Origin of the sequence: Halorhodospira sp. 9628 (assembly GCF_022228075.1) — a bacterium.
GTDB classification, from domain to species: Bacteria; Pseudomonadota; Gammaproteobacteria; order Nitrococcales; family Halorhodospiraceae; genus Halorhodospira; species Halorhodospira halophila_A.
In genome coordinates this window covers 175,862-200,548 of the sequence record NZ_JAJNRF010000001.1, presented here as the reverse complement: position 1 = coordinate 200,548, position 24,687 = coordinate 175,862, and the positions used below count along the sequence as shown (strand labels likewise).

Genomic DNA, 24,687 nt, shown 5'->3' with positions numbered 1-24,687 from the left:
ACAGGATGGGCGAACACACCCCCATGCCGGAGGATCAAGCCGCGGAGTTGCAGACGTTGCTGGATCGCCAGCGCCAGGCCTTCGCCGCGGATCCGGCGCCCGGTCTGGCGGTGCGCCGGGGGCGACTGGATCGGTTGCGCCGAGCGGTGCTCGACCATCGGGAGGCGTTGACGGCGGCGCTGGACGAGGACTTCGGGGGGCGCTCGGTGGAGGAGTCGACCACCGTGGACCTGCTGCCGGCGCTGACCGGGATCCGCCACGCGCAGCGCCATCTGCGCCGCTGGATGCGTCCCCGCCGGCGCTGGCCCCACCCGCTCATGCAGCCGGCCTCGGCCTGGGTGCACGACCAGCCCTTGGGTGTGGTGGGCATCATGGTGCCGTGGAACTACCCGGTCTACCTGGCCCTGAGCCCGCTGACCGGGGCGCTGGCGGCGGGTAATCGGGTGCTGCTCAAGCTCTCCGAGCTGACGCCGGCGACCAACGCGGTGCTCGGCAGCGTGATTCGTCAGGCCTTCTCCGCCGAGGAGGTGGCCGTGGTTGAGGGTGGTGAGTCGGTGAGCCGGGCGTTCGCGGCGCTGCCTTTCGATCATCTGCTCTTTACTGGCTCCACCGCCGTGGGACGCCAGGTGATGGCCGCCGCGGCGGCCCACCTCACCCCGGTGACCCTGGAGTTGGGGGGCAAGTCGCCGGCGGTCGTCGATGGGGACGCCGATCTCGATACGGCGGCCGGGCGGATCGCCTACGGCAAGCTGCTCAATGCGGGCCAGACCTGCATTGCGCCGGACTATGTGCTGTGCACGCCGGATCGGCGTGACGCCCTGGTGGACGCGTTGCGCCGGGCGGCTACGCGCCTCTATCCCGATCCGTTGCACAATCCCGACTACGCCGCTGTGATCACCCGTCAGCACCGCGAGCGTCTGGAGGCGCTGCTCACCGATGCCCGGGAGCAGGGTGCGGAGCTGGTGTCCATGGCCGAGGCGGTCGAAAACGCCCCAGAGTCGGGTCGTATGCCTCCCTGGCTGGTGCTGGATGCCCCGGCTTCCGCGCGGGTGCTGGAGGAGGAGATCTTCGGTCCGGTGCTGCCCGTGGTCACCGTGGCGGACCTGGAACAGGCGCTGGCCTACATCCGCGCGCGACCGCGCCCGCTGGCGCTCTACTACTTCGGGCACGATCGCCGCCGTCAGCAACAGGTGCTCGATCGTAGCCACTCCGGTGGGGTGTGTATCAACGACACCGTGCTCCATGTAGCCCAGGACAACCTGCCCTTCGGCGGTGTGGGGGCGTCGGGGATGGGGCTTTATCACGGCTTCGAAGGCTTCCGGACGTTCTCGAACGAGAAAGCGGTCCTGCGCAAGGGGCGGTGGAACAGCGCGCGCCTGGTCGAGCCGCCCTACGGGCGCAGGATTCACCGCTGGGTCCGGCGGCTGATGGTGCGCTGACCCCCGGCGGCGTCCGGCGTCCCCGCGTGGCGGGGTGATAGACTTCCGCCTTCACGAAGCCGCCGGAGTCCGTTCTTGCCCCTGCCTCCCCTCGAACTCGCGCTCGCTTCCCTGCTGGTGGCCATTGGCAGTCTGCTCCAGGGGGCCTTGGGCTTCGGGCTGGCGATCTTCGCTGCCCCGCTGCTGTTTCTCATCGACCCGGCCTTCATCCCTGGGCCGGTGCTCTTCGTGGCCATGGTCATCTCGGCGATCATCCTTTGGCGCAATCGGGCGGGGCTGGCCATCGGCGAACTCGGGGCCGCGGTGATCGGACGCATGCCGGGGATGGTGGCGGCCTTTGGGCTGCTTGCGGTGGCATCGCAGTGGATGCTGTCGCTGGTTCTCGGGGTGGCGGTGTTGTTGGGTGTGGTGGTCAGCCTGCTCCCCGGGGATATCCGCCCGACCCGCAACCGGCTTCTGGGGGCCGGGTTCCTCTCCGGTTTCATGGGTACGGCGACCTCGGTGGGCGGTCCGCCGATGGCACTGCTCTATCAGCACGCCCGGGGACCGCATATCCGGGCCAATTTGGGGGGGTATTTCCTGGTCGGCTCGGTGGTCTCGTTGCTGGGGATGGTCCTGCTGGGGTATTTCGGCCACGACGAACTCATGCTCTCCCTGGCTGTTACGCCGGCGGCGTTGCTGGGGCTGTGGATCTCTGGGTCGATCCTCCACTGGGTGGATGCCGGCCGGATTCGACCGATTCTCCTGATTCTGTGTACGCTGTCGGCTGTCGCGGTGATTGTCGACGGTGTACGCGCGCTGGGTTGAGTGCGAGGGCGGAATGGACGCGATGGCGTGGGGTGTGGTGCTTGCGGCTGCGGGGGTGTTCGCCCTGAAGGGCGTGCTGCTGCACACCGCGCGGCTATCCTTGAACCGGTTCGATGGCGGCGGGCCGTCCTCCCGGTGCCGGCCGGTCGGGCGACGGCGACCCTCTGGTGGAGGTGATGGGGCGCGATAAGCGACAGCAGGGAGTGGCGGGCTGGCCGGTCCCGATTGAGGCGATTGCCCATGCGGCCTTTGTCCACGACCACGAGTACCGCATCCTCGGCGCCAATGCCGCCTATCTGGAGCGGGCCGGCTGCCGGGCCGATGAGGCGCTGGGACGCTGCTACTGGGAGGTGTTCCCCGTGCGCGAGGGGCCGCTACCCCGCTGTGCCGCGGGGATGCGGGCCTTCGCAGCTGCGCGTTCCGCTGATGTCGCCCCGCAGGAGCCGTGCTGTGACCTTGTCCTGGACGCGGGCGAGATCCTGCAGTCGCGGGCCTACCCGGTGGTGGACGAGGCGGGTCGCTACGCCTACTCGCTGCACATCCTGGAGGATGTGACGGAGCGCGAGGCGGTCCGCGAGGCCCTGCACGAGCGCGACTGGCAGTACCACCAGTTGTTGGCCAGCACCGCAGAGGGGATCGTGATCGTCGATACGGAGGGTCGCATCCTCTATGCCAACGCGGCTGCCGGGCGGTTTCTCGGGCAGGATCCGCAGGCGCTGGTCGGGGCTTGGTTCGGCCAGGCGATTCCCCAGGGGGCGCCGCAGCAGGTCGAGCTGTTTGCCCCCGGGGGTGGCTTACGGACGGTGGAGATGGGCGCCCAGCCCATCGGTTGGGAAGGCAGGAGCGCGTGGGTGATCAACCTCCACGACGTCACCAACCGCGAATCGCTCCGTATGCTCTTCCAGGATCGCCTGGCCCGCACTCTCGAGGCGCTTCCGCCCTGGGCGCCCCTGGGGCTGGTGGTCATCGATGTCAACGACTTCCGGACGATCAACGACAGCTATGGCCACCAGGCCGGTGATGACGTGCTCAAACGGTTGGGTCAGCGGCTTAGCGAGGTTCATGTGCCCTCGCAACTGTGCGGCCCGGTGCAGGTCGCGCGGCTCGGCGGGGACGAGTTTGCCGTCGTTCTCCCCCGGTTGCGGACCGCCGGTGACGCCACCGAGCTGGCCCGTCGCTTCCTCGAGGTGACCGGGGCGCCGTTCGAGGTGCAGGGCCAGGAGGTGCCCATCCACCTGCGCGTGGGGGTCAGCAGCTATCCGGAGCCGGCCGCTTCCGCGGCGCAGCTCGTGCAGCAGGCCGATGCCGCCATGTACCAGGCCCGTCAGGAGGGCGTCAGTCTGCGCTTCTTCAGCGAGGAGCTGACGACCGAGGCCCGCGAGCGCCTGGAGCTCGGCTCGCAGTTGCGGCAGGCCATGGAGTCGAATGCGCTGGCGCTGCACTTCCAGCTGCAGACGGAGCTGAGCAGTGGCCGCTGGGTCGGGGCCGAGGCGCTGCTGCGCTGGGAGCATCCGGAGCGTGGTTGGGTCTCTCCGGCGCAGTTTGTGCCGGTTGCCGAGCGGGTGGGGCTTATTGGCGAGCTGGGCCGCTGGGTGCTGCGCCAGGCTTGCGAGCAGGCGCGGGCCTGGCGGGATGCCGGGTTGGCGTTCGGCCGCGTCGGCGTGAACGTCTCGGCACCGCAGCTCGTCGGCGGCGGCCTGGTCGACGATGTGGAGCATGCCCTGGCGCACGCCGGTGTCCCGCCCGAGGTGCTGGCGCTGGAGATCACCGAGAGCGTCCTGATGGAGCAGGATCGCACGGTGGTGGCCCAGCTCGAGGCCCTGCGCGCCCGGGGCGTGCTGATCGCCCTGGATGATTTTGGTACGGGGTACTCGTCGTTGAGCTACCTGCGCGGTCTGCCCATCGACCAGCTCAAGATCGATCGCTCCTTCGTGCGGGGCCTGCCGTCGGATGCGACCCAGATCAAGATCAACCGGGCAATCATCGATCTCGGCGTTAGCCTGGGGTTCTCGGTGCTCGCCGAGGGCATCGAGACCCGTGAGCAGCGCGATATCCTGCTGCATGAAGGTTGCCCGCTGGGCCAGGGGTTCTTCTTCGCGCGCCCGGAGCCGGCCGCACAGGTCACTCCCCGGCTCTTCGGCGCGGGGTAGATCGCCCGAGGCGGGCAGAGTGCGGCGGCGAAGGTCTGGTATCCTCGACGGCATGGTTGCGGATACTAGGGCGATCAACCGGCAGCACCAGCCACTCCCCGATCAGGGCCATCATTGGCTGTTCGGATACGGTTCCCTGATCTACAAGGCCGATTTCCCGTACTTCGAGTGCCGTCCGGCTGCTATCCACGGCTGGAAGCGCCGTTTCTGGCAGGGCTCCCACGATCACCGGGGTACGCCGGAGGCGCCCGGGCGGGTGGCCACCCTGATCGAAGCCCCGGGGGTGCGCTGTGTCGGCATGGCCTACCGGATCCCGCCCGAGGCCCTGGGACCGCTGGATCTGCGTGAGAAGAACGGCTACCTCCGCTTGACCACGCCGCTGCGGTTTCTGGATGGCGGCGAGGGTCGGGGGCTGGTCTACATCGCTACCGCGGATAACCCGGCGTTCCTCGGGCCTGCGCCGATTCCGGAGATGGCCCGGCAGATTGCCAGCTGCAGCGGTCCGAGCGGTCCCAACCGCGACTACCTGATCGAGCTGGCGCGGGCCCTGCGCGCCCTGGGCGAGGAGGATCGGCACGTGTTCGCCCTGGAGGAGGCCATCGAGGAGTTTTTTCCCCATTCAACCGGAGTCGTCCGCCCATGAGTGTCCTGAATCAGACGGTGGCGCTGGGCCCCCTTGTGCTCTCCATCGGACAGATCCTGCTTGTTCTGGCCTTGGCCGTCGCCCTGGTCGCCGGTGGCCTGGCCGCTCGGCGCAGCGGTGTGCGGGTCAGCGACAGCCTGTTCAGCCTGGTCCTGGTTGGGCTGGTGGGGGCGCGGCTGCTGTTCGTCGTCCACTACTGGGAGAGCTTCGACAGCCTCTGGGGGGTGGTGGATATCCGCGACGGCGGCTTCGATCCCCTCGGTGGTGTTGTCGCCGGTCTGGCCTACCTGGTCTGGCGTTTCTGGCGGGTTCCCCAGCAGCGCCGGGCCCTGACGACGGCGGTGGTCGCCGGCGGCATCGTCTGGGGAGTGACCGCGGGCCCGCTGCTGGTGATCGATCAGCAATCCCGATCGGCGCCGGAGGTTGCGGTGAGCACCCTGGAGGGCGAGCGCACGGATCTGCCCAGCCTGATCGATGAGACCGGCCAGCCCGTGGTGGTCAATCTATGGGCGACGTGGTGCCCGGCCTGCCAGCAGGAGAAGCCAGTCTTCGAGCAGGCGCAGGAACGCGAGGATGGCGTCAAGTTCGTCTTCGTCAACCAGGGCGAGGATGCCGGTCAGGTGCAGGGCTACCTGGAAGAGCATGCGCCATCGCTGGAGAACATCCTGATGGATCCGCACCAGCGCTGGAGTGATGCCACCGGCACCCGCGGTCTGCCCGCCACCTTCTTCTACGATGAACACGGCCAGTTGGTCGACTCCCACACCGGCCAGGTATCGAGCGCCTCGCTGGAACGGGGGCTGGAGCGCCTGCGTTGACTCGAGGGAGGGAAGCGAAGCAGTGAGCCTGTCCAAGCGGATCGACCGGCTGCGGGCCCAGGCCGGTGGGCGTCCGGCGGCGGTGTCGCCGGAGCAGCCGGCGACACCGGGGGTGCGCGAGCGCCTGGCGCGTGTCCAAACGCGACAGCGGCGCTCGGCGTCGCGAGCCGGTGGTCAGCGCCCCGGTGATCAGGCGGTGGCCGAGCAGCTTGGTGGTGCAGTGTGCGCGCCCGGGCTGGTCGAAGTCGAGCGCGTGGTTGGGCTGGAGACGGCCTACGGGCAGCAGCCCTTGGCACCGCTCGCGGGGCGCCTGGATGGGGTGCCGGAGGGGGGCGGGCTGGACCCGCAGCGGGCGCTGCTGCTGGATACGGAAACCACCGGGTTGGCGGGCGGGGCCGGCACCGTGGTGTTCCTGATCGGCGTCGGCAGTCTGGGGGGCGGCGGCCTGACAGTGCGCCACTGGCTGCTGACCGGGTTTAGCGGCGAGCCGGCGCTGCTGGCGAGGCTGGGCCAGGTGCTGGATGAGACGCAGGCACTGGTGACCTATAACGGGAAGTCCTTCGATGCCCCGTTGCTCAAGAGCCGTGCGCGGCTCCACGGGGTCGACTTGGGCCTGGACAACCGGGAGCACCTGGATCTGCTGCATCCGACACGGCGGATCTTCCGCAGCCGCTGGCCCAATTGCCGCCTGGCGACCGCTGAGCGCCGGCTCCTCGGTCACGAGCGGCTCGACGATCTGCCCGGTGCCGAGGCGCCGGCGGCCTGGCTCGATTTCCTACAACGGGGCGATCCGCGACAGCTGCCGGCCGTGGTGCGTCATAACAGCGACGATATCCTGGCCCTTGCGGCCCTCTGGGCGGCACTGGATCGGGCCTACTGCGAGGAGGGTAGAGCCCCGTGACGACGAACGCGCGGGTCTTCGCCGGTGGGCCGGGGGCGCTGCCGCCGGATCGCCATCCCACGGGCTTCTACAAGCAGGAGATTGCCGCCGCCTGCTGGTTGGGGCCGGAGGGCCTGGAAGGGGATCACCACGCCGACCGGCGCGTCCACGGTGGCCCCGAGCGGGCCGTCAATCACTATCCTGCCGAGCATCTGCCGTGGTGGTCGCAACGGTTCCCGACGGCGGCGCACCGCTTTGTTCCCGGGGCGTTCGGCGAGAACCTGTCCACCGAAGGGTGGCTGGAGGGCGATGTCGCCGTGGGGGATCGTTTCCGTCTCGGTGCGGCATTGATCGAGGTATCGCAGCCGCGGCTGCCCTGCTGGAAGGTGGATCGCCGGTTCGACGTCGAGCGCATGGCGCGGACCATGGTCGAGACCGGGCGGACCGGTTGGCTCTACCGGGTCATCGAGCCGGGTACGGTCGAGCCGGGGGCGGCCCTGGAGCGGTGCACGAGCCACCCGCAGCGGCTGACGATGGATGAACTCTGGGCGCTGCATCGCGAGCCGCAGGCGGATCCGGAGCGTATGGCCCTGGCCGCCGAGATGCCGGAGCTGGCGGCGGCGTGGCGCGATCGCTTCCAGCAGCGTGTGGTGTGGCTGCAGCGCCAGGGTCGCCTCTGATGCGCCCGAAGCCTTCGCCGTGCCGTAGTATCGGGTGCCGCGCGATGCGGTACACGGGCAAACGTTAGAACATAAGGAGCTTCCCGATGGTGGATCCCGCTCAGGCCCTGGGATGGCTGATCGAAGGCAATCAGCGGTTCATGGCCGATGCCCCCGGTGACCCCGACCGGTTCAATGCCGAGCGCCGCGGGCAACTCGTCCGCGGCCAGACCCCGTTTGCGGCGATCCTCTCCTGCGCCGACTCGCGGGTGCCCGCCGAGGTGGTCTTCGATCAAGGGCTCGGGGATCTGTTCGTGGTCCGGGTGGCCGGCAACATCGCTGCGCCCTCGCAGATGGGTAGCCTGGAGTTCGCTGCCGAGAAACTGGGCGTGCGCCTGGTGGTGGTCCTCGGCCACTCCTGCTGCGGGGCCATCGACGCCACCGTAGAGGCGCTGCGCGAACAGGTCGAGGCCCCCACCGAGGGGCTGCGCAAGATCCTCGACCGGGTGCGCCCGGCGGTGGAGCCGCTGTTTGCCGAGTCCCTCGATCCGCAGGAATTGGCCCGCGAGGCGGTGCGGGCCAACGTGCGCATGGCGGCACAGATGCTGCGCGAGGAGTCGCCGATCCTCGCCCGGCTGCGCGCCGAGCAGGGGTTGGCTGTGGTCGGTGCCGAATACGACCTGGCCTCCGGGGCGGTGCACTTCTTTGACGGGGTGGCCGAGACGGGGGCGCTGCCGCCACCTGAGCAGCGCTAACGCGGGCGCTGGCGGGTGCACTGCGGCCGCTGCATCGCTATCCTGGGCCGTTTTCGTTTTGGGCGACCTTGGAGGGGCTGGTGCAGGCGGATGCGGCATTGACGGATACCGGGGCGCTGCGCTTTGAGCGTATGGCGACGGATGGGGCGGCGCGCCGCGGACGACTGCATCTGCCGCGCGGGACCATCGAGACCCCGGCCTTCATGCCGGTGGGCACCTACGGCACGGTCAAGGGCATGACGCCGGAGGAGCTACGCGAGCTGGGCGCGGAGATCATCCTCGGCAACACCTTCCATCTGTGGCTGCGCCCCGGTACCGAAGTGGTCCACCTCCACGGCGATCTGCACGACTTCATGAACTGGCACCGGCCGATCCTCACCGACTCCGGCGGGTTTCAGGTCTACAGCCTCGGCGAACTGCGCAAGGTCACCGAGGAGGGGGTGCACTTTCGCTCACCGGTGGACGGCGCCCGGGTGTTCATGGGGCCGGAGGAGTCGATGGCCGTCCAGCGCGAGTTGGGCTCGGACATCGTCATGATCTTTGATGAGTGTCCCCCGTACCCGGCCGAGCGTCAGGCGGTGCAGCGTTCCATGGAGCTGTCGCTGCGCTGGGCGGCGCGCAGCCGCCGCGCCCATGGCGACAATCCGGCGGCGCTGTTCGGGATCGTCCAGGGCGGCATCTACCCCGAGCTGCGCCGGGCCTCGCTGGCGGGGCTGATGGACATCGGATTCGACGGGTACGCCATCGGCGGCCTGTCGGTGGGTGAGCCCCGCGAGGAGCGCGACGCCGTGCTCGAGGACCTGGAGCCGTGCCTGCCGGCCGACCGGCCGCGCTACCTGATGGGCGTGGGCAAGCCGGAGGATCTGGTCGAGTGCGTCCGGCGCGGTGTGGACATGTTCGACTGCGTGATCCCTACACGCAACGCACGCAACGGTTTCTTGTTCACCTCCGAGGGACTGGTAAGGCTGCGCAACAGCCGCTACCGCGCGGATACCACGCCGGTGGACCCGGTCTGCGACTGTTATACCTGCCGCAACTACTCGCGGGCCTATCTCAAGCACCTGGAGCGGTGCAACGAGATGCTCGGGGCTCGCCTGGCGACACTGCACAACCTCCACTACTACCAGCAGCTGATGGCCGGCCTGCGTGCGGCGATCCGCGACGGCGCACTGGCGGGCTTCGTGGACGATTTCTACGCGCGGCGTGGGCAAACGCCGCCGACCCTATGACATAATACGCCGCATCCGGGCCGCCGAAGGGCGGTGTCAATGCGCTAACCGACAGATTCTGAAGGGGGAATGCGCGCATGTTGATGGACTTCTTCATCTCGCCGGCCCACGCCCAGCAGGCAGGCGGCGGGGGCGATATGCTGTTTTTCCTGATCTTCACCGTCCTGCTGGTGGCGGTCTTCTACTTCCTGCTGATCCGCCCGCAGCGCCAGCGCATGAAACAGCATCAGCAGATGGTCGAGGGGCTGGCCGAGGGCGATGAGGTCGTGACCAGCGGGGGCGAGCTGGGTCGCATCACGCGCCTGGGCGAGGATTTCGTGCGTGTTGAGGTGGCCAAGGGTGTCGAGTGGAACGTCAAGCGCGATTTGATCGGCCACGTCCTGCCCAAGGGCACTTTGGACGAGGCCCGCGGCGGCAAGACCGACGCCCAGACCGAATCCACTGACTGAATACCATGGAGAGCGTTATGGACTTTCTAATCTCTGCCGCGCACGCCCAGCAGCAGCCGGAGGAGCCCAACGTCTGGTTCAGCATCATCCTGCTGGTGGGCATGATCGCCCTGTTCTACTTCCTGCTGATCCGCCCCCAGACCAAGCGGGCCAAGGAGCATCGGCAGATGGTCGAGGAGCTCTCCAAGGGCGATGAGGTGGTCACTAACGGTGGCACGCTGGGGCGCATCACCGAGGTGGGCGACACCTTTGCCACCATCGAGGTGGCCAATGGCGTGCAGCTGCAGATCCAGAAGAACGCCGTGGCCAATGTCATGCCCAAGGGCACCCTCAAGGAACAGGACAAGAAGGGCAAGTAGCTCTTGAACCGCTATCCGCTCTGGAAATACCTGCTGGTGGTCGCCGTCCTGGTGGTCGGCGGCCTCTTCGCGCTGCCCAACCTCTTCGGCGAGGACCCGTCGGTGGTGATCACCACCGGCGACGACGAGGTGCCAAGCGAGGAAGTCCAGTCCGATGTCCTCTCCTTCCTCGAGGAGGAAGGCTACAAGCCACTCTCGGCGGAGGTGCTGGAAGGGCAGTGGGTGCTGCGTTACGGCTCCACGGACGAGCAGATGCGGGCCTCGGATCTGATCTCCGCCAAGCTCGACCGGGACTACTCCGTTGCGATGACGCTCGTGCCGTCGACGCCGCAATGGCTCCGGGCCTTGGGAGCCGAGCCGATGTTCCTCGGGCTCGACCTGCGCGGTGGGGTGCACTTCCTGCTCCAAGTGGACATCGACGCCATGGTCGGCGAGACCATGGAGGGGCACCAGCAGGATATCCGGACCCTGTTCCGGGAGGAGCGGATCCGCTTCTCCGCGCTGGAGGTGACCGACGAGCAGCAGATCCGCATGGCCTTCGTGGACTCGGAGCTGCGCGAGCGGGCCCGCAGCGCGCTTGCGGAGCACATCGACGGGCTCGCCTACAGCGAGGAGACGAACGAAGACGCCTACCTCCTGATCGCCTCCATGGACGAGGAGGAGCTTCAGGAGATGAAGGACCTGGCGGTCCAGCAGAATATCACCACGCTGCGCAACCGGGTTGACGAGCTGGGCGTCGCCGAGCCGGTGGTCCAGCGCCAGGGGGCGGATCGGATCGTGGTCCAGCTGCCCGGCATCCAGGACCCGGCGCAGGCCAAGGAGATCCTCGGCGCCACGGCGACCCTGGAGTTCCGCTTTGTCGATCACGCCAACTTCCCTTTCACCGGCGACCCGGATGATCCGCCTGAGGGCGCAGAGGTCTTCCCGCAGCGGGATGGCGGCTACGTGGCCCTGGAGCGCCAGCGCATCCTCTCGGGGGATCGCATCATCGACGCCTCGTCGGGTTTTGATCAGGAGAGTGGTTCGCCGGAGGTGAACATCCGCCTCTCGGGCACCGGCGGGCGGATCATGAATCGCGCCACCCGGGATCGGGTCGGCGATCACATGGCCGTGCTCTTCCAGGAGCGGGTCTCCGAGACCGAGATGATCGATGGCGAGCCGGAGCGGGTGATCCGCGAGATCGAGGAGGTGATCTCGGTGGCGCGGATCCGTGAGGGGCTCGGCAGCCGCTTCCGGATCACTGGCCTGGACTCCAGCCAAGAGGCCAGCAACCTGGCGCTGCTGCTGCGTGCCGGTGCCTTGGCGGCTCCGATCGACATCGTCGAGGAGCGCACTATCGGGCCAAGCCTGGGTGCGGAAAACGTCGAGCGCGGCTTCATGGCGGTGGTGATCGGCTTCCTGCTGGTGATCGCCTTCATGGCTCTCTACTACCGGACCTTCGGCCTGGTGGCCAACCTGGCCCTTTTAAGCAACCTGGTGATTATCGTCGCCGTGCTCTCTATGCTCCAGGCGACCCTGACGTTGCCGGGCATTGCCGGGATCGTGCTGACCGTGGGTATGGCGGTGGACGCCAATGTGCTCATTTTCCAGCGCATCCGTGAGGAGCTGAAGGCCGGCGCGCCGATCCAGACCGCCATCGATGCGGGCTACGGCAAGGCGCTGTCGACCATCGCCGACGCCAATGTCACCACGCTGATCGCCGCCCTGGTGCTGTTCCTCTTCGGCACGGGGCCGGTCCAGGGCTTCGCCGTGACGCTGGCCATCGGTCTGGCCACGTCGATGTTCACCGCCATTGTCGGCACGCGGGCCGTGATCAATCTGATCTACGGCGGGCGTAAGGTCTCGGAGCTCAAGATCTAGCCATGGAGATCTTCAAGAACGATCCCAACTTCGACTTCCTCGGCCGGCGCCGTATCGGCTTCGGGCTCTCGGCGGTGCTCCTGGTGCTCTCCATCGGCTCGCTGCTCTGGCAGGGGCTGAATCTGGGCATCGACTTCACCGGCGGGACCCTGGTCGAGGTCGGCTACGAGGAGTCCGTGGAGGTCGCCGAGGTCGAGGCGGCGCTGCAGGGGACCGATTATGCGGATGCCCAGGTTCTGCACTTCGGCTCGCCGCGCGAGATCATGGTGCGCATCCCGCCGATGGAGGACGTGGAGCAGGCGGCGGTCTCCGAGGAGATCCTGGCCAAGCTGCGCGAGGCCCACGACGGCGTCGAACTCCGGCGGGTCGAGTTCGTCGGCCCCCAGATTGGCCGTGAACTCACCGAGCAGGGCCTGCTGGCGCTGCTCTACGCCCTCGGCGGTGTGCTGGTCTACGTGGCCTTCCGTTTCGAGTACCGCTTCGCCCTCGGCGCGGTGGCGGCGCTGGTCCACGATATCGTGCTCATCCTCGGGTTCTTCTCGCTCACCCGCCTGACCTTCGACCTGACCGTGCTGGCGGCGCTGCTGGCGACCATCGGCTACTCGCTCAACGACACCATCGTGGTCTCCGACCGGATCCGCGAGAACTTCCTCAAGGTGCGCAAGGGCACCACCGAGTACGTCATGAACCTGGCGATCAACCAGACACTGTCCCGGACCCTGGTAACCTCGTTCACGACGCTGCTGGTGGTCGGCTCGCTGCTGCTGCTCGGCGGCGAAATCATCCACGGCTTCGCCATGGCGTTGCTCGTCGGTGTCCTGGTTGGTACCTACTCGTCGATCTTCATCGCCAGCGCCTCCTCGCTGGCCATGGGCGTGAGCAAGCAGGACCTCCTGCCGCCTGAGAAGGAGGGACAGGACCAGGAGGATCACGAATCGGCGATTCCCCCCGCCGAGCGCCCGTGACCGCTGCGCTCCCGGGGGCGCCCCCCGGGAGCCGGCGTGTGTCAGCCCTGCAACTTTCCCGCTGATTTCTGCGACGGCTCCGCGCTATGCTGTCCCCACACCCCCTGAGGATTGGGGAAAGTCAAGCAAGCGGGAGTCAAGCATGTCGATCTGCGATGGGTTCGTCGGCGCGGTCGGGAATACGCCGCTGATTCGCCTGCCGAGGCTGAGCGAGGAGACCGGCTGCGAGATCCTCGGCAAGGCTGAATTCATGAATCCGGGCGGGTCCGTCAAGGATCGGGCGGCGCTGGCGATCATCCAGGCCGCCGAGCGCAGCGGCGAGTTGCGCCCCGGCGGGACCGTAGTGGAGGGCACCGCCGGGAATACCGGGATCGGGCTTGCCCATATCTGTAACGCACGCGGCTATCGCTGCGTCATTGTCATCCCCGAGACGCAGAGCCAGGAGAAGATCGACCTGCTGCGCACCCTCGGTGCCGAGGTGCATACCGTACCCGCCGCCCCCTACCGTGATCCGGGCAACTACCAGAAGGTTGCCGGCCGCATGGCTGCAGAGATGGACAACGCGGTCTGGGCGAACCAGTTTGACAACACCGCCAACCGCCAGGGCCATTACCGCACCACCGGGCCGGAAATTTGGGCGCAGGCCGGTGGCCGGGTGGACGCCTTCGTGGCGGCTACCGGAACCGGCGGGACCCTGGCCGGGGTCTCTCGGGCGCTCAAGGAACGCGCGCCGGATACGCGCATCTACTTGGCCGACCCGGCGGGCAGCGCCCTCTATAGTTTCGTGCGCGAGGGTGAGCCATCCCCGTCGGCAGGCAATTCCATCACCGAGGGGATTGGCAGTAGCCGTGTAACAGCTAATCTTCAGGATACGGACATCGATGACGCGTTCTGCATACCGGATACCGAATCGGTGCCGATGGTCTACCGGCTCCTGAGGGAAGAGGGGCTGTTCCTGGGCAGCTCGTCGGGGGTCAATGTCTGCGGGGCGATCCGCGCCGCCGAGGAGCTCGGTCCCGGGCACACGGTGGTGACGATCCTCTGTGATGGAGGGGGCCGCTATTACTCGAGACTCTTCAACGAGGCCTGGCTGGCGGAGCGGGGACTCGCCTGAACCCCTCCGCTGCCGTGGTTCGGTCGCCGCCCGGTCTCGTCCGGGGGCATGGCCAGTCGACCCCGCCGGCGGTTTGCGCCGGGCGCCGCCTTTCTTCCGGAACATTCGTGCGCATTTTTGCGTCCAATCAAACGGAGCCGCCTTCGTTCTTTCGCGACTTCACCTCAAGACTCCGTGAGGGGGGTGCTGCATATGGATACCGCCGAAGACCTGATTGCCCGCTACGCTCGCAGCTACGAACGCCGCCAGGAGCAGCAGCTGACCCTGGCCGAGTATCTGGAACTCTGCCGGGACGACCCGATGGCCTACGCCTCCCCGGCCGAGCGGCTGGTAGCGGCGATCGGTGAGCCGCAGGTCTACGACACCTCGAAGGATGAGCGACTGGGGCGCATCTTCCTCAACCGCACCCTGAAGATCTATCCGGCCTTCGAGGACTTCTACGGCATGGAGGAGACCATCGAGCGGCTGGTCGGTTTCCTCAACTACGCGGCCCAGGGGCTGGAGGAGCGCAAGCAGATCCTCTATCTCCTCGGTCCGGTCGGCGGTGGCAAGTCCTCGCTGGCCGAGCGGCTCAAGCAGCTGATGGAGCGCTACCCGGTCTACGTCCTCAAGGCCGGCGAGGAGATCAGCCCGATCTTCGAGAGTCCGCTGGGGCTCTTCGATCCGGACCAGCACGGCCCGGAGCTGGAGGAGCGCTTCGGCATCCCGCGGCGCAAGCTCAGCGGGCTGCTCTCGCCCTGGGCGGTCAAGCGCCTCGACGAGTTCGGCGGCGATCTCAACCGCTTCCGGGTGGTTCGCCTCTATCCGTCCAAGCTGCGGCAGATCGCGGTGGCCAAGACAGAGCCCGGCGACGAGAACAACCAGGACATCTCCTCGCTGGTGGGCAAGGTGGACATCCGCAAGCTGGAGCTCTACAGCCAGAACGATACGGATGCCTACAGCTACTCCGGCGGCCTCAACCGCGCCAACCAGGGCATCCTCGAGTTCGTGGAGATGTTCAAGGCGCCGATCAAGATGCTCCATCCGCTGCTCACGGCCACCCAGGAGGGCAACTACGTCGGCTCCGAGAACATCGGTGCAATCCCGTTCCACGGCCTGGTCATGGCGCACTCCAACGAGTCGGAGTGGCAGAGCTTCCGCAACAACAAGAACAACGAAGCGTTCCTCGACCGGATCTCGGTAATCAAGGTGCCGTACTGCCTGCGCGTCTCCGAGGAGCGGCAGATCTACGACAAGCTGATCCGGGAGAGCGAGCTCGCCGACGCGCCCTGCGCGCCGTGGACCCTGGAGATCATGGCGCGGTTCTCGGTGCTCACCCGGCTCAAGGAGCACGAGAACTCCAGCCTCTACTCGAAGATGCGGATCTACGACGGCGAGAGCCTCAAGGAGACGGATCCCAAGGCGAAGTCGATGCAGGAGTACCGGGACCAGGCCGGGGTCAACGAAGGGATGGACGGGATCTCGACGCGCTTCGCCTTCAAGGTCCTCTCGCAGACCTTCAACTACGAGACCGAGGAAGTGGCCGCTGACCCGGTCCACCTGCTGTACCTGCTCGAGCAGAACATCAAGCGCGAGCAGTTCCCGGAGGAGACCGAGCGCAAGTACCTGGAGATCATCAAGGCCGAGCTGGCCCCGCGGTATGCGGAGTTCATCGGCAACGAGATCCAGAAGGCGTATTTGGAGTCCTACGATGATTTCGGTCAGAACCTCTTCGAGCGCTACGTGGGGTATGCCGATGCCTGGATCGAGGACCAGGACTTCAAAGATCCCGACACCGGGCAGCTGATGGACCGCCAGGCGCTGAACCAGGAGCTGACTAAGATCGAGAAGCCGGCGGGCATCGCCAATCCGAAGGACTTCCGCAATGAGGTGGTCAAGTTCGCGCTGCGTGCCAAGGCGCAGCAGGGCGGGCAGATGCCGAGCTGGACCTCCTACGAGAAGATCCGCGAGGTCATCGAGAAGCGGATGTTCAGTCAGGTGGAGGATCTGCTGCCGGTGATCAGCTTTACCACCAAGGGCGACTCGGAGACGGAGCGCAAGCACAGCGAGTTCGTCCGGCGGATGGTCGAGCGGGGCTACACCGAGCGCCAGGTGAGACGCCTGGTGGAGTGGTACATGCGCGTCAAGCAGGCCGGCTGATCCGGCAAGAAGGGGGGTGCGTCCTTGGTCAATATCATCGACCGGCGCCGCAATCCGAAGGGCAAGAGCCTGGCCAACCGCCAGCGTTTCCTCAGACGGGCCAAGCGCCAGGTGCTGGATGCCGTCAACGAGGCTTCCGGCCGGCGCAAGGTGACCGACGTGGCCGGTGGGGAGCAGATCACCATCCCCGCCGACGGCCTCCACGAGCCGAGCTTTCGCAAGGCCGCCGACCGCGGGGTGCGCGAGCACGTGGTTCCCGGCAACAAGGAGTACGTGGTCGGCGATACCATTCCGCGCCCCGAAGGGCAGGGCAGTGGTGGCGGGCGCGAGGGTAGCCCCGACGGCGAGGGGGAAGACGAGTTCACCTTTGCTGTCAGCCGCGACGAGTTCCTCGACCTCTTCTTCGAGGGCCTGGAGTTGCCGGATCTGGTCAAGCGCCAGGTCAAGAAGACCGAGCAGTACACCCAGCAGCGCGCGGGCTATTCGGTCAGCGGCTCCCCCTCGAACCTCAACGTCGAGCGGACCATGCGCAACTCCCTGTCACGGCGCATTGCCCTGCGCCGCCCCAAGGGGGAGGATCTGCAGGCCCTGGACGAGGAGATTGATCGTCTGGAGCGCTCCGGTGCCGAGCCGGAGCGGCTGCGCGAACTCATCGAGCTCCGCCGAAGCAAACAGGAGCGGTCCCGGGCGATCCCCTACATCGATCCGGTCGACATCCGCTATAACCGCTTTGACCACGTTCCGCAGCCGATCTCCCAGGCGGTGATGTTCTGCCTGATGGACGTCTCCGGCTCCATGACCGAGGACATGAAGGATCTTGCCAAGCGGTTCTTCATGCTCCTCTACCTCTTCCTCGAGCGCCGTTACCGCCATGTGGATATCGTCTTCATCCGCCATACCCACATCGCGCAGGAGGTCGACGAGGACACCTTCTTCTACTCCCGCGAGACTGGGGGGACGTTGGTCTCGCCGGCGCTGACGATGATGCGTGACATCATCGAGGACCGTTATCCCGTCAACGACTGGAACATCTACGGGGCGCAGGCCTCGGACGGGGATAACACCCCCGCGGACAACCCGGCCACCACCCGGCTGATGGCCGACGGGATCCTTCCCCTGTGCCAGTACTTCGCCTACATCGAGGTGGGTGGCGGGCAGGCCTTCCATGTCCCGTCGGACCTGTGGCGGGCCTACGACCGGCTGGCCCGCGGGGAGTCGCCCCTGGCCATGCGCCGGGTGCAGACCCGCGGAGACATCTTCCCGGTGTTCCGGGACCTCTTCACGCCGGCTGAACTGAAGGCTTGAACCCTGAGCGCTGAACCTTGACCCCCTGAACCCTCAGAGACTGGAGAGGATCCCGATGGCATCGAATGCGGCGGTTCAGCAAAAACCCCTGTTCACCGGCCTCGACTGGGATTACCGCGATGTGATGCGCGTCTACGACGCCATCGAGCGGATTGCCCGCGAGGAGCTCAAGCTCGACATCTATCCCAACCAGATCGAGGTCATCAGCTCCGAGCAGATGCTCGACGCCTACGCCTCGATGGGGATGCCGCTGTTTTATCGGCATTGGTCCTTCGGCAAGCACTTCGCCCGGGACGAAATGCTCTATCGCAAGGGCTACACCGGGCTCGCCTACGAGATCGTCATCAACTCGAAGCCGTGCATCTCCTACATCATGGAGGAGAACACGCTCACCATGCAGACGCTGGTGGTGGCCCACGCCGCCTTCGGCCACAACCACTTCTTCAAGAACAACCGCCTCTTTCGGGAGTGGACCGACGCCGAGGGCATTCTCGACTACCTGGATTTCGCCAAGGGCTACATCGCCGAGTGCGAGGAGCGCTACGGGGTGCAGGCGGTCGAGCGGGTGCTCGACGCCGCCCACGCCCTGATGAGCCAGGGGGTGCACCGCTACCCCAAGCCGCAGACGCGTAGCCTGCGCGAGGAGCGCGACCGCGAGATCGAGCGGATTCGCTACGAGGAGCAGACCTACAACGATCTCTGGCGCACCGTGCCCACGGATCCGGACGGCGAGCTGCCCGGCGGCGCGGACCCGGTGGAGCTGCGTATGCAGCGGCTGGGGCTGCCGGAGGAGAACCTCCTGTACTTCCTCGAAAAGCGCGCGCCGCGCCTGGAGCACTGGCAGAGGGAGGTGCTGCGCATCGTGCGCAATGTGGCGCAGTACTTCTATCCGCAGAAGCAGACCAAGGTGATGAACGAGGGCTGCGCCACGGCAGTGCACTACTACATCATGAACCGGCTCCACGAGAACGGGCAGTTGACCGACGGCGCCTTTCTGGAGTTCCTGCACAGCCACACCAGCGTGGTCTTCCAGCCGGAGTTCGACGATCCGCGCTACTCGGGCATCAATCCCTACGCTCTCGGGTTCGCCATTCTGGAGGATCTCCGGCGCATGGCCACCGATCCCACCGACGAGGACCGGCGCTGGTTCCCGGAGGTGGCCGGCAGCGGGGACTGGCTCGGTGTCTGGCACCACGCCTGGCAGGAGTACCGCGACGAGAGCTTCATCCTGCAGTTCCTCAGCCCCCGGGTCATCCGCGATTTCCGTCTCTTCCGGGTCCACGACGACGCCGACGAGCCCGAGTTGGTGGTCGACGCGATCCACGACGATGCCGGCTACCGGGCGGTGCGGCGCTCACTGGCGCAGCGCCACGACGTGGCCCGGCTGGAACCGGATATCCAGGTGGTGGACGTGGATCTGGCCGGGGACCGGACCCTGGTGCTCGAGCACCGGGTCAGCGACGGGGTCATCCTGGACAAGGGCGAGGCCACGGCGGTGCTGCGGCACCTGGCCAACCTCTGGGGCTACGATGTGAAGCTCTACGAGGTGGACCCGGAGACGGAACGGGTGATCAACGAGTTTCCCCAGATGTCCCCCGCGGATCCGGTGGCCTGAAGGGCGGCGGACGCCGATTGGGGCGGCTGCGGCGGGGTGGTATGCTCAGGGCAAAGCTTTTGACAGTGCAGGAGTAACGCATGCGGCGAACCCTACTCAGTGGATTCACGGCGGCGGCGCTGGTTCTCGGAGCCGGGGCCGCGCACGCCACCGGCGGGATCATGGGCATCTCCGGCGGTGCGAATCTCTGGTTCCACGACCCGGAAGGGGAGATTCTTGGCGAAGACGTCGAGGGGGATGACATCGACCTCGACAGCGATCGGGACTGGAACCTCTGGTTCGAGTGGGATCACATCCTCCCCGGTGTGCCCAGCGTCCGCTTGGAGCGGACCCATCTCGAGCAGGACGGGACCGGGAGCACCGTGGTCAACCTCGACCACACGGACCTGACCCTGTTCTGGTCGCCGCTGCCGCTGCCGATGGTGGACATCGATGTGGGTGTCACCGCGCGCCACTTCGATGGTGAGGTGCGTGCCGCGAATGCGGGGGTGGACACCTCGCTCTCCGGCACCCTGCCGATGTTCTTCGGCCGGGTGGGTGTGGATATCCCCGGCTCGCGGATCGGTTTCGAGGGCTCTTTGCAGACGCTGCCGGTGGGGGATCATTCGATCACGGACTTCCGCGCCCACTTGGTCTACCGGCGCTGGTACACGGGGGCGATGCTTGGCTATCGGGAGTTCTCGGTGGACATGGACGACTTCAGTGACGTGACCCTGGACGTGGACTTCAGCGGACCGTACGCCGGCGCCTTCCTGCGTTTCTAGGCCGGATGCCGACGCAATAAAAGACCCGGGGCAGCGCGGGGCCGCCCCGGGTCTTCTGACACGGCCGCAGCCGGATCAGGCCGCCGAGCGGGCCCGCCCCAGTCGCGCCTCCAGATCGTCGGCACCGCCGACCAGACGCCCGTCGATCAACACCTGCGGCACTGTGCCCGAGCCGGTGGCTGCCCGTACCGAGCGGGTGGTGATGCCCTCGCCGAGGCAGATCTCCTCGTAGTCGTAGCCGTGCTCCTCGAGCAGCGCCTTGGCGCGGGAACAGTGCGGACACCCCGGCTTGCTGAACAGGGTCACAAAAGACGGGTGTGGTGCATCCGGGTTGATGTGGCGCAGCATGGTGTCGGCGTCGGAGACTTCGAACGGGTCGCCGGGCTTCTCCGGCTCGACGAACATCTTCTCGATGACGCCGTCGCGGACCAGCATCGCGTAGCGCCAGGAGCGCTTGCCGAAGCCCAGGTCGTTCTTGTCCACCAGCATGCCCATGCCTTCGGTGAACTCCCCGTTGCCGTCGGGGATGAAGGTGACGTTCTCGGCGTGCTGATCCCGCCGCCACTCCTCCATCACGAACGCGTCGTTGACCGAAAGGCAGACGATGTCATCTACGCCGTTGTCCCAGAGCACCGGCGCCAGCTCGTTGTAGCGCGGCAGGTGGGTGGAGGAGCAGGTCGGAGTGAAAGCCCCCGGCAGGGCGAACACCACCACCGTTTTGCCCTTGAACAGCTCGTCGGTCTTGACGTCCTGCCACTCGCCGTTTACGCGGGTCCGGAAGGTGACACGCGGGACAGGCTGTCCTTCCATCGGGTGCGACATCGTTGCCTCCTTGGTTCTGGAATAAGAACAGATCAAAACTACCCATATTCTGTCGGCAGCGGTCCGGGCGTTGCAATAAGAAAAACTGATACAAGATGCCTCAAGTCCTGATACGCGCCGTATGGGGGGCTGCACGGTTTGCGACGGTGTCCGCCGGAGAGGGATTCGGTGCCGCTATCCCGGAACCATCCACCCCGGGATGCTGTCAGCCGGGGTAAGGCCGTTGCGACGGTTTCAACGCACCGAACCCGTTTGATGAGGAGTTGTATATGTTCCGCAAGACTGCCGCTTCCGCGCTCGTGCTGATGCTCGCCACCTCGGGGGCCTACGCTCAGATGGCTCCGGAGGGCGGCCAGGGCATGCAGCCGCAGATGTCCGAGGGCCAGCAGCGCATGCAGGAGATCCAGCAGCAGCTGGGTCAGATGCAGCAGGACACCCTCGAGTCCAACCCGGAGCTGGAAGAGCGCGCCGAGGAGCTGGACGACCGGTTGCTGGATCAGATGGAGGACATGGGCTACGACAACGTCCGCCAGGACATCGAGCGCTTGGAGGAGACCATGGAGGCCATGCACTCCGGCGAGATGTCCCAGGAAGAGGTCCAGCAGCGCATGCAGGAGGATCAGGAGATCCACATGGAGCTGCAGCAGGCCCAGCAGGAGGCCATGCAGGATGAGGACTTCGTCCAGCCGTGGCAGGAGGATCGCCAGCAGCTGGAGCAGGACCTGATCGACACCATGTATGACGAGAACCCCGAGGCCGAGGCCCTGATGCAGGAGATGGAGGAGCTGCAGGCCGAGATGCAGCAGGGCATGGGCGGTGAGCAGCCGATGCCTGAGGGCGAGATGCCTCAGTAAACGGCATCTCGGGGAAACAGGTGCGCCGTCGTCCTCGAGTGCTACCATGGACAAGCGCGGGGGCGACCGGGCCGCTTCCGTGGTGGGAATAGCTAAGGGAGTTCACCAATGATTCGCACGACGACGGCGGCGCTCCTGGCGTTGCTCATTGCCGCAGCCCCGCTGCAGGCCTCGCTGGCTCAGGGGGGCGAGCAACAGGCCCCCGGGGCCCAGGACGCGGAATTGATGGAGGCGCAGCAGCGGCTCCAGGAGCTGCAGCGGCAGCTGGGGCAGATCCAGCAGGAGACCTTCGAGGCCAGCGACGAACTCCAGGAGAAGCAGCGTCACCTGGAGGAGCGCGCCACGGCCAAAATGGAGGATCTTGGCTACGATCCCGAGCGCCACTATGCGCGCATGCAGGAGATCTACGAGCGCTTCGAGGCCGGGGACGTCTCCCAGGAGGAGCAGCAGGAGCTGGCCGAGGAGTTCCACGAAGCGCAGATGCAGCTCCAGCAGGAGCAGCAGGAAGCCATGCGCGACGACGATTTCCGCGAAAGCATGGAGCGCGACATGCGCGAGTTCCAAGAGGATCTGCTCTCGGCCATGGAGGAAGACTACCCCGAGACGGCCGAACTCATGTCAGAACTCGAGGAGCTCCAGCGGCGCGTTCAGGAAGGTATGCAGCAGCAGGTCCCGGAAGGCCTGGAGTAAGGGGAGCAACGCTCCCGGGATGAGTGGGCGGGGTGACCAGCGTGGTCATCCCGCCTTTTTTTTAGCAGCCAAGGCGGTGCCGAGGCCGCCCCGGAGGGAAGATGGGCTTGCTGGTGGATGGGCAATGGACGCAGGAGTCGTACAAGCGGGACGAGACCGGCCGCTTTCAGCGCGACGTGAGTCGGTTTCGGGAGTGGATCGAGCCAGGCGGGCGTTTCGCGCCGGAGGCGGGCCGCTACCATCTGTATGTCTCCCTGGCTTGCCCCTGGGCGCATCGGGTGCTTGTCGCCCGTCGGCTGAAGGGTCTCGAGCCGGTGATCTCGGTCTCGGTGGTGCACCCGCTGATGCTGGAGAATGGCTGGGAGCTGCGCGACGACTTCCCTGGTGCCACCGGCGACCCGATCCACCGGGCGGACTACCTCCATCAGGTCTACACCGCCGCCGAGCCTCGCGCCAATGGCCGGGTGACCGTGCCGGCACTGTGGGACTGCCGGGAGGGCACGCTGGTCAACAACGAGTCCCGGGACCTGCTTCGCATGTTCGATCACCGCTTCGAGGCGTTGGCCGGTAACGACGTGGATCTGGCCCCGGCGGATCGCATCGAGGCCGTGGATGCGGCCATCGACGCCATCTACCAGCCCATCAACAATGGCGTCTACCGCTGCGGCTTCGCCGGTAGCCAGCAGGCCTACGAAGAAGCCGCCGATGCCCTTTACGCGGCCCTGGACCACTGGGAGGAGGTGCTGGGCCGGCAGCGCTATCTTTGCGGGGACCGGCTCACCGAGGCGGATATCTGTCTGTACACGACGCTGATCCGTTTCGACGCCGTCTATGCCGTGCACTTCAAGTGCTCGCAGCGCCAGATCCGTGAATACCCGAACCTGATGGGCTACCTGCGTGAGCTCTACCAGATGCCGGCGTTCGGCGAGACCACGGATTTCGACCACATCCGCCACCATTACTACCGGAGCCACGCCTTTCTCAATCCCACCGGCCTGGTGGCGCGCATGCCGCGGTTGGATCTGGACGCCCCCCACGGCCGAGAGGCGGTGTAGCCGAGCCGTAGTCCGGCCGGAGGATGCAAAAAAGCCCCGGGTGCTCGCGCACCGCGGGGCTTGCTGCGTTTCCGTCCCCGACGGCCATCGGCCGACGGGGATCGGCGTCCGGGGGGGGGCCTTACATCCGCTCGATGGCCAGGGCCACCCCTTGGCCGCCGCCGATACACATGGTGACCACGCCCTTGTCCACACCGTCGCGCTGCATGGCGTGGATCAGTCGGGTGGTGAGCACCGCGCCGGTGGCACCGATCGGGTGGCCGTGTGCCACCGCGCCGCCCTCGACGTTAACCCGCTCCGGATCGAGACCTAGGTCCCGGGTGACGGCGATGGCGATGGCCGCGAAGGCCTCGTTGATCTCCCAGCGCCCCACCTCATCGGTGGACCAGCCGGCGCGCTGCAGGCACTGCCTGACCGCCGGTACCGGGCCGATCCCGAACATCCCCGGCTCGACCCCGCCGACGCCGTAGGCCACCAGCCGCGCTGCTGGCGTGAGTCCGTGCTGACGGGCGGCATCCTCCTCGGCGACCACCATGGCTGCGGCCCCGGTGTTGACGCCAGGGGCGTTGCCGGCGGTGATGGTGCCCTCCTTGCGGAAGGCCGGGCGCAGCTTCTGCAGGCCCTCGAGGGTGGTGTCGCCGCGGTTGTGCTCATCGGTCTCGAAGCGCGTGGGCCCCTTGCGGCCGGGCACGTCCACCGGGGTGATCTCCGCCTCGAAGTGGCCGGCGGACTGGGCGGTGCTGAAGCGTTGCTGCGAGCGCAGGGCCCATTCGTCCTGTTCCTGCCGGGTGATCTGATACTGCTCGGCCAGATCCTCGGTATGCCAGCCCGAGTGCTGGTCGGAGAAGGCGTCGTTCAGGCCGTCGCTGAGCACGGCGTCGAGGATCTGCTGGTGGCCGAGGCGGTAGCCGTAGCGGCCCTGCATCAGCAGGTAGGGGGCGCGGTCCATGTTCTCCATGCCGCCAGCGACAGCGGTTTCGGCGAAGCCAAGTGCCACCTCCTGGAAGGCGTTGGCGATGGCCTGGGCGCCGGAGCCGCAGACGCGGTTGACCGTCAGCGCCGGCGTCTCGGCGGGGACACCGCCATTGATCGAGGCCTGGCGGGCCGGGTTCATCTTGCAGCCGGCCTGGATCACGTTGCCCATGACCACGGTATCCACGGCCGCCGGGTCGAGGCCGGAGCGTTCCAGTGTCCCGCGGATAGCAGTGGCACCGAGATCCGGTGCGGGGACGGTCTTGAGGGCCCCGCCGAACGTCCCGATGGGTGTGCGAGTGGGCGAGCAGATGACGACTCGACGCTGGGACATGATGCCTCCT

At 67.0% G+C, this 24,687-nt stretch carries 23 protein-coding genes; 21 read left to right on the top strand and 2 right to left on the bottom strand.

What is annotated here, in order from left to right:
• Window positions 1-5 precede the first annotated feature (5 nt).
• The 18 genes from LRG10_RS00925 to LRG10_RS00840 all read left to right on the top strand — a co-directional run bounded on the left by LRG10_RS00925 (window position 6) and on the right by LRG10_RS00840 (window position 19,950).
• Window positions 6-1,439 carry a coniferyl aldehyde dehydrogenase gene (locus LRG10_RS00925; protein ID WP_238634443.1) on the top strand — a complete coding sequence of 478 codons (1,434 nt, stop codon included), beginning with the start codon at window positions 6-8 and terminating at the stop codon, window positions 1,437-1,439.
• A 75-nt stretch (window positions 1,440-1,514) separates the two neighbouring features.
• Window positions 1,515-2,246 (top strand): sulfite exporter TauE/SafE family protein, encoded by a 732-nt coding sequence (locus LRG10_RS00920; RefSeq protein ID WP_201171280.1) that lies wholly within the window; start codon window positions 1,515-1,517, stop codon window positions 2,244-2,246.
• Window positions 2,247-2,422: 176 nt separating this feature from the next.
• On the top strand, window positions 2,423-4,396 hold the full coding sequence (locus LRG10_RS00915) for a bifunctional diguanylate cyclase/phosphodiesterase (RefSeq protein ID WP_238634441.1): 1,974 nt from the start codon (window positions 2,423-2,425) through the stop codon (window positions 4,394-4,396).
• A 19-nt stretch (window positions 4,397-4,415) separates the two neighbouring features.
• Window positions 4,416-5,039 (top strand): gamma-glutamylcyclotransferase, encoded by a 624-nt coding sequence (locus LRG10_RS00910; RefSeq protein ID WP_238632517.1) that lies wholly within the window; start codon window positions 4,416-4,418, stop codon window positions 5,037-5,039.
• Window positions 5,036-5,857, top strand: a complete 822-nt coding sequence (locus tag LRG10_RS00905; protein ID WP_201171272.1) for a TlpA disulfide reductase family protein — start codon at window positions 5,036-5,038, stop codon at window positions 5,855-5,857. Before LRG10_RS00910 ends, LRG10_RS00905 begins: the two co-directional genes overlap by 4 nt.
• Window positions 5,858-5,879: 22 nt before the next feature.
• Window positions 5,880-6,758, top strand: coding sequence for a ribonuclease H-like domain-containing protein (locus LRG10_RS00900; protein ID WP_238634439.1), 879 nt, complete (start codon window positions 5,880-5,882; stop codon window positions 6,756-6,758).
• Window positions 6,755-7,417 (top strand): MOSC domain-containing protein, encoded by a 663-nt coding sequence (locus LRG10_RS00895; protein ID WP_201171253.1) that lies wholly within the window; start codon window positions 6,755-6,757, stop codon window positions 7,415-7,417. Before LRG10_RS00900 ends, LRG10_RS00895 begins: the two co-directional genes overlap by 4 nt.
• An 86-nt stretch (window positions 7,418-7,503) precedes the next feature.
• Window positions 7,504-8,151, top strand: coding sequence for a carbonic anhydrase (locus LRG10_RS00890; RefSeq protein WP_201171251.1), 648 nt, complete (start codon window positions 7,504-7,506; stop codon window positions 8,149-8,151).
• A gap of 116 nt (window positions 8,152-8,267) precedes the next feature.
• Window positions 8,268-9,380, top strand: a complete 1,113-nt coding sequence (gene tgt, locus LRG10_RS00885; RefSeq protein WP_238634654.1) for a tRNA guanosine(34) transglycosylase Tgt — start codon at window positions 8,268-8,270, stop codon at window positions 9,378-9,380.
• Window positions 9,381-9,463: 83 nt separating this feature from the next.
• A complete protein-coding gene (gene yajC / locus LRG10_RS00880; RefSeq protein ID WP_201171264.1) occupies window positions 9,464-9,829 on the top strand; it encodes a preprotein translocase subunit YajC in 366 nt (121 codons plus the stop codon).
• A gap of 17 nt (window positions 9,830-9,846) precedes the next feature.
• The gene (gene yajC / locus LRG10_RS00875) at window positions 9,847-10,188 is read left to right on the top strand and encodes a preprotein translocase subunit YajC (protein ID WP_201171261.1); all 342 of its coding nucleotides are present in this window, start codon (window positions 9,847-9,849) and stop codon (window positions 10,186-10,188) included.
• Between the two features lie 3 nt (window positions 10,189-10,191).
• Window positions 10,192-12,048 (top strand): protein translocase subunit SecD, encoded by a 1,857-nt coding sequence (secD, locus tag LRG10_RS00870; protein WP_238634436.1) that lies wholly within the window; start codon window positions 10,192-10,194, stop codon window positions 12,046-12,048.
• A 2-nt stretch (window positions 12,049-12,050) separates the two neighbouring features.
• Window positions 12,051-13,013 (top strand): protein translocase subunit SecF, encoded by a 963-nt coding sequence (gene secF, locus LRG10_RS00865; protein ID WP_201242956.1) that lies wholly within the window; start codon window positions 12,051-12,053, stop codon window positions 13,011-13,013.
• A 142-nt stretch (window positions 13,014-13,155) separates the two neighbouring features.
• The gene (locus LRG10_RS00860; protein WP_201171245.1) at window positions 13,156-14,127 is read left to right on the top strand and encodes a cysteine synthase A; all 972 of its coding nucleotides are present in this window, start codon (window positions 13,156-13,158) and stop codon (window positions 14,125-14,127) included.
• Between the two features lie 192 nt (window positions 14,128-14,319).
• A complete protein-coding gene (locus tag LRG10_RS00855; RefSeq protein WP_201242955.1) occupies window positions 14,320-16,266 on the top strand; it encodes a PrkA family serine protein kinase in 1,947 nt (648 codons plus the stop codon).
• A gap of 24 nt (window positions 16,267-16,290) precedes the next feature.
• A complete protein-coding gene (locus LRG10_RS00850; protein ID WP_201171240.1) occupies window positions 16,291-17,571 on the top strand; it encodes a YeaH/YhbH family protein in 1,281 nt (426 codons plus the stop codon).
• 55 nt (window positions 17,572-17,626) lie between these two features.
• On the top strand, window positions 17,627-19,186 hold the full coding sequence (locus LRG10_RS00845; protein WP_201171237.1) for a SpoVR family protein: 1,560 nt from the start codon (window positions 17,627-17,629) through the stop codon (window positions 19,184-19,186).
• Window positions 19,187-19,266: 80 nt separating this feature from the next.
• Window positions 19,267-19,950 carry a TIGR04219 family outer membrane beta-barrel protein gene (locus tag LRG10_RS00840; RefSeq protein WP_201171234.1) on the top strand — a complete coding sequence of 228 codons (684 nt, stop codon included), beginning with the start codon at window positions 19,267-19,269 and terminating at the stop codon, window positions 19,948-19,950.
• A 75-nt stretch (window positions 19,951-20,025) separates the two neighbouring features.
• Here the strand turns inward: LRG10_RS00840 and LRG10_RS00835 are convergent, their stop codons facing one another.
• Window positions 20,026-20,772 carry a glutathione peroxidase gene (locus LRG10_RS00835; protein ID WP_201171231.1) on the bottom strand — a complete coding sequence of 249 codons (747 nt, stop codon included), beginning with the start codon at window positions 20,770-20,772 and terminating at the stop codon, window positions 20,026-20,028.
• 269 nt (window positions 20,773-21,041) lie between these two features.
• On the opposite strand from LRG10_RS00835, the gene LRG10_RS00830 reads away from it, so the two are divergent.
• The 3 genes from LRG10_RS00830 (at window position 21,042) to LRG10_RS00820 (ending at window position 23,371) form a co-directional block, all read left to right on the top strand.
• Complete coding sequence (locus LRG10_RS00830; RefSeq protein ID WP_238634435.1) at window positions 21,042-21,626, top strand: DUF4175 domain-containing protein; 585 nt, start codon at window positions 21,042-21,044, stop codon at window positions 21,624-21,626.
• A 108-nt stretch (window positions 21,627-21,734) separates the two neighbouring features.
• Window positions 21,735-22,316: a hypothetical protein gene (locus LRG10_RS00825; protein WP_238634433.1), complete on the top strand. Its 582-nt coding sequence runs from the start codon at window positions 21,735-21,737 to the stop codon at window positions 22,314-22,316.
• A 101-nt stretch (window positions 22,317-22,417) separates the two neighbouring features.
• Window positions 22,418-23,371, top strand: coding sequence for a glutathione S-transferase family protein (locus LRG10_RS00820; RefSeq protein ID WP_238632510.1), 954 nt, complete (start codon window positions 22,418-22,420; stop codon window positions 23,369-23,371).
• 121 nt (window positions 23,372-23,492) lie between these two features.
• Here LRG10_RS00820 and LRG10_RS00815 read toward each other — a convergent pair whose 3' ends face one another.
• Window positions 23,493-24,677, bottom strand: coding sequence for an acetyl-CoA C-acetyltransferase (locus tag LRG10_RS00815; RefSeq protein ID WP_238634428.1), 1,185 nt, complete (start codon window positions 24,675-24,677; stop codon window positions 23,493-23,495).
• Between the last annotated feature and the right edge of the window lie 10 nt (window positions 24,678-24,687).

Bases quoted from the DNA above. Each gene is read 5' to 3' on its own strand.
- yajC (WP_201171264.1), top strand. From the start codon at position 9,464: ATGGACTTCTTCATCTCGCCGGCCCACGCCCAGCAGGCAGGCGGCGGG.
- LRG10_RS00835 (WP_201171231.1), bottom strand. From the start codon at position 20,772: ATGTCGCACCCGATGGAAGGACAGCCTGTCCCGCGTGTCACCTTCCGG.
- LRG10_RS00890 (WP_201171251.1), top strand. From the start codon at position 7,504: ATGGTGGATCCCGCTCAGGCCCTGGGATGGCTGATCGAAGGCAATCAG.
- LRG10_RS00825 (WP_238634433.1), top strand. From the start codon at position 21,735: ATGATTCGCACGACGACGGCGGCGCTCCTGGCGTTGCTCATTGCCGCA.
- LRG10_RS00860 (WP_201171245.1), top strand. From the start codon at position 13,156: ATGTCGATCTGCGATGGGTTCGTCGGCGCGGTCGGGAATACGCCGCTG.
- LRG10_RS00815 (WP_238634428.1), bottom strand. From the start codon at position 24,677: ATGTCCCAGCGTCGAGTCGTCATCTGCTCGCCCACTCGCACACCCATC.
- yajC (WP_201171261.1), top strand. From the start codon at position 9,847: ATGGACTTTCTAATCTCTGCCGCGCACGCCCAGCAGCAGCCGGAGGAG.
- LRG10_RS00845 (WP_201171237.1), top strand. From the start codon at position 17,627: ATGGCATCGAATGCGGCGGTTCAGCAAAAACCCCTGTTCACCGGCCTC.
- LRG10_RS00905 (WP_201171272.1), top strand. From the start codon at position 5,036: ATGAGTGTCCTGAATCAGACGGTGGCGCTGGGCCCCCTTGTGCTCTCC.
- secF (WP_201242956.1), top strand. From the start codon at position 12,051: ATGGAGATCTTCAAGAACGATCCCAACTTCGACTTCCTCGGCCGGCGC.
- LRG10_RS00840 (WP_201171234.1), top strand. From the start codon at position 19,267: ATGCGGCGAACCCTACTCAGTGGATTCACGGCGGCGGCGCTGGTTCTC.
- LRG10_RS00855 (WP_201242955.1), top strand. From the start codon at position 14,320: ATGGATACCGCCGAAGACCTGATTGCCCGCTACGCTCGCAGCTACGAA.
- LRG10_RS00830 (WP_238634435.1), top strand. From the start codon at position 21,042: ATGTTCCGCAAGACTGCCGCTTCCGCGCTCGTGCTGATGCTCGCCACC.
- LRG10_RS00925 (WP_238634443.1), top strand. From the start codon at position 6: ATGGGCGAACACACCCCCATGCCGGAGGATCAAGCCGCGGAGTTGCAG.
- LRG10_RS00915 (WP_238634441.1), top strand. From the start codon at position 2,423: ATGGGGCGCGATAAGCGACAGCAGGGAGTGGCGGGCTGGCCGGTCCCG.
- LRG10_RS00820 (WP_238632510.1), top strand. From the start codon at position 22,418: ATGGGCTTGCTGGTGGATGGGCAATGGACGCAGGAGTCGTACAAGCGG.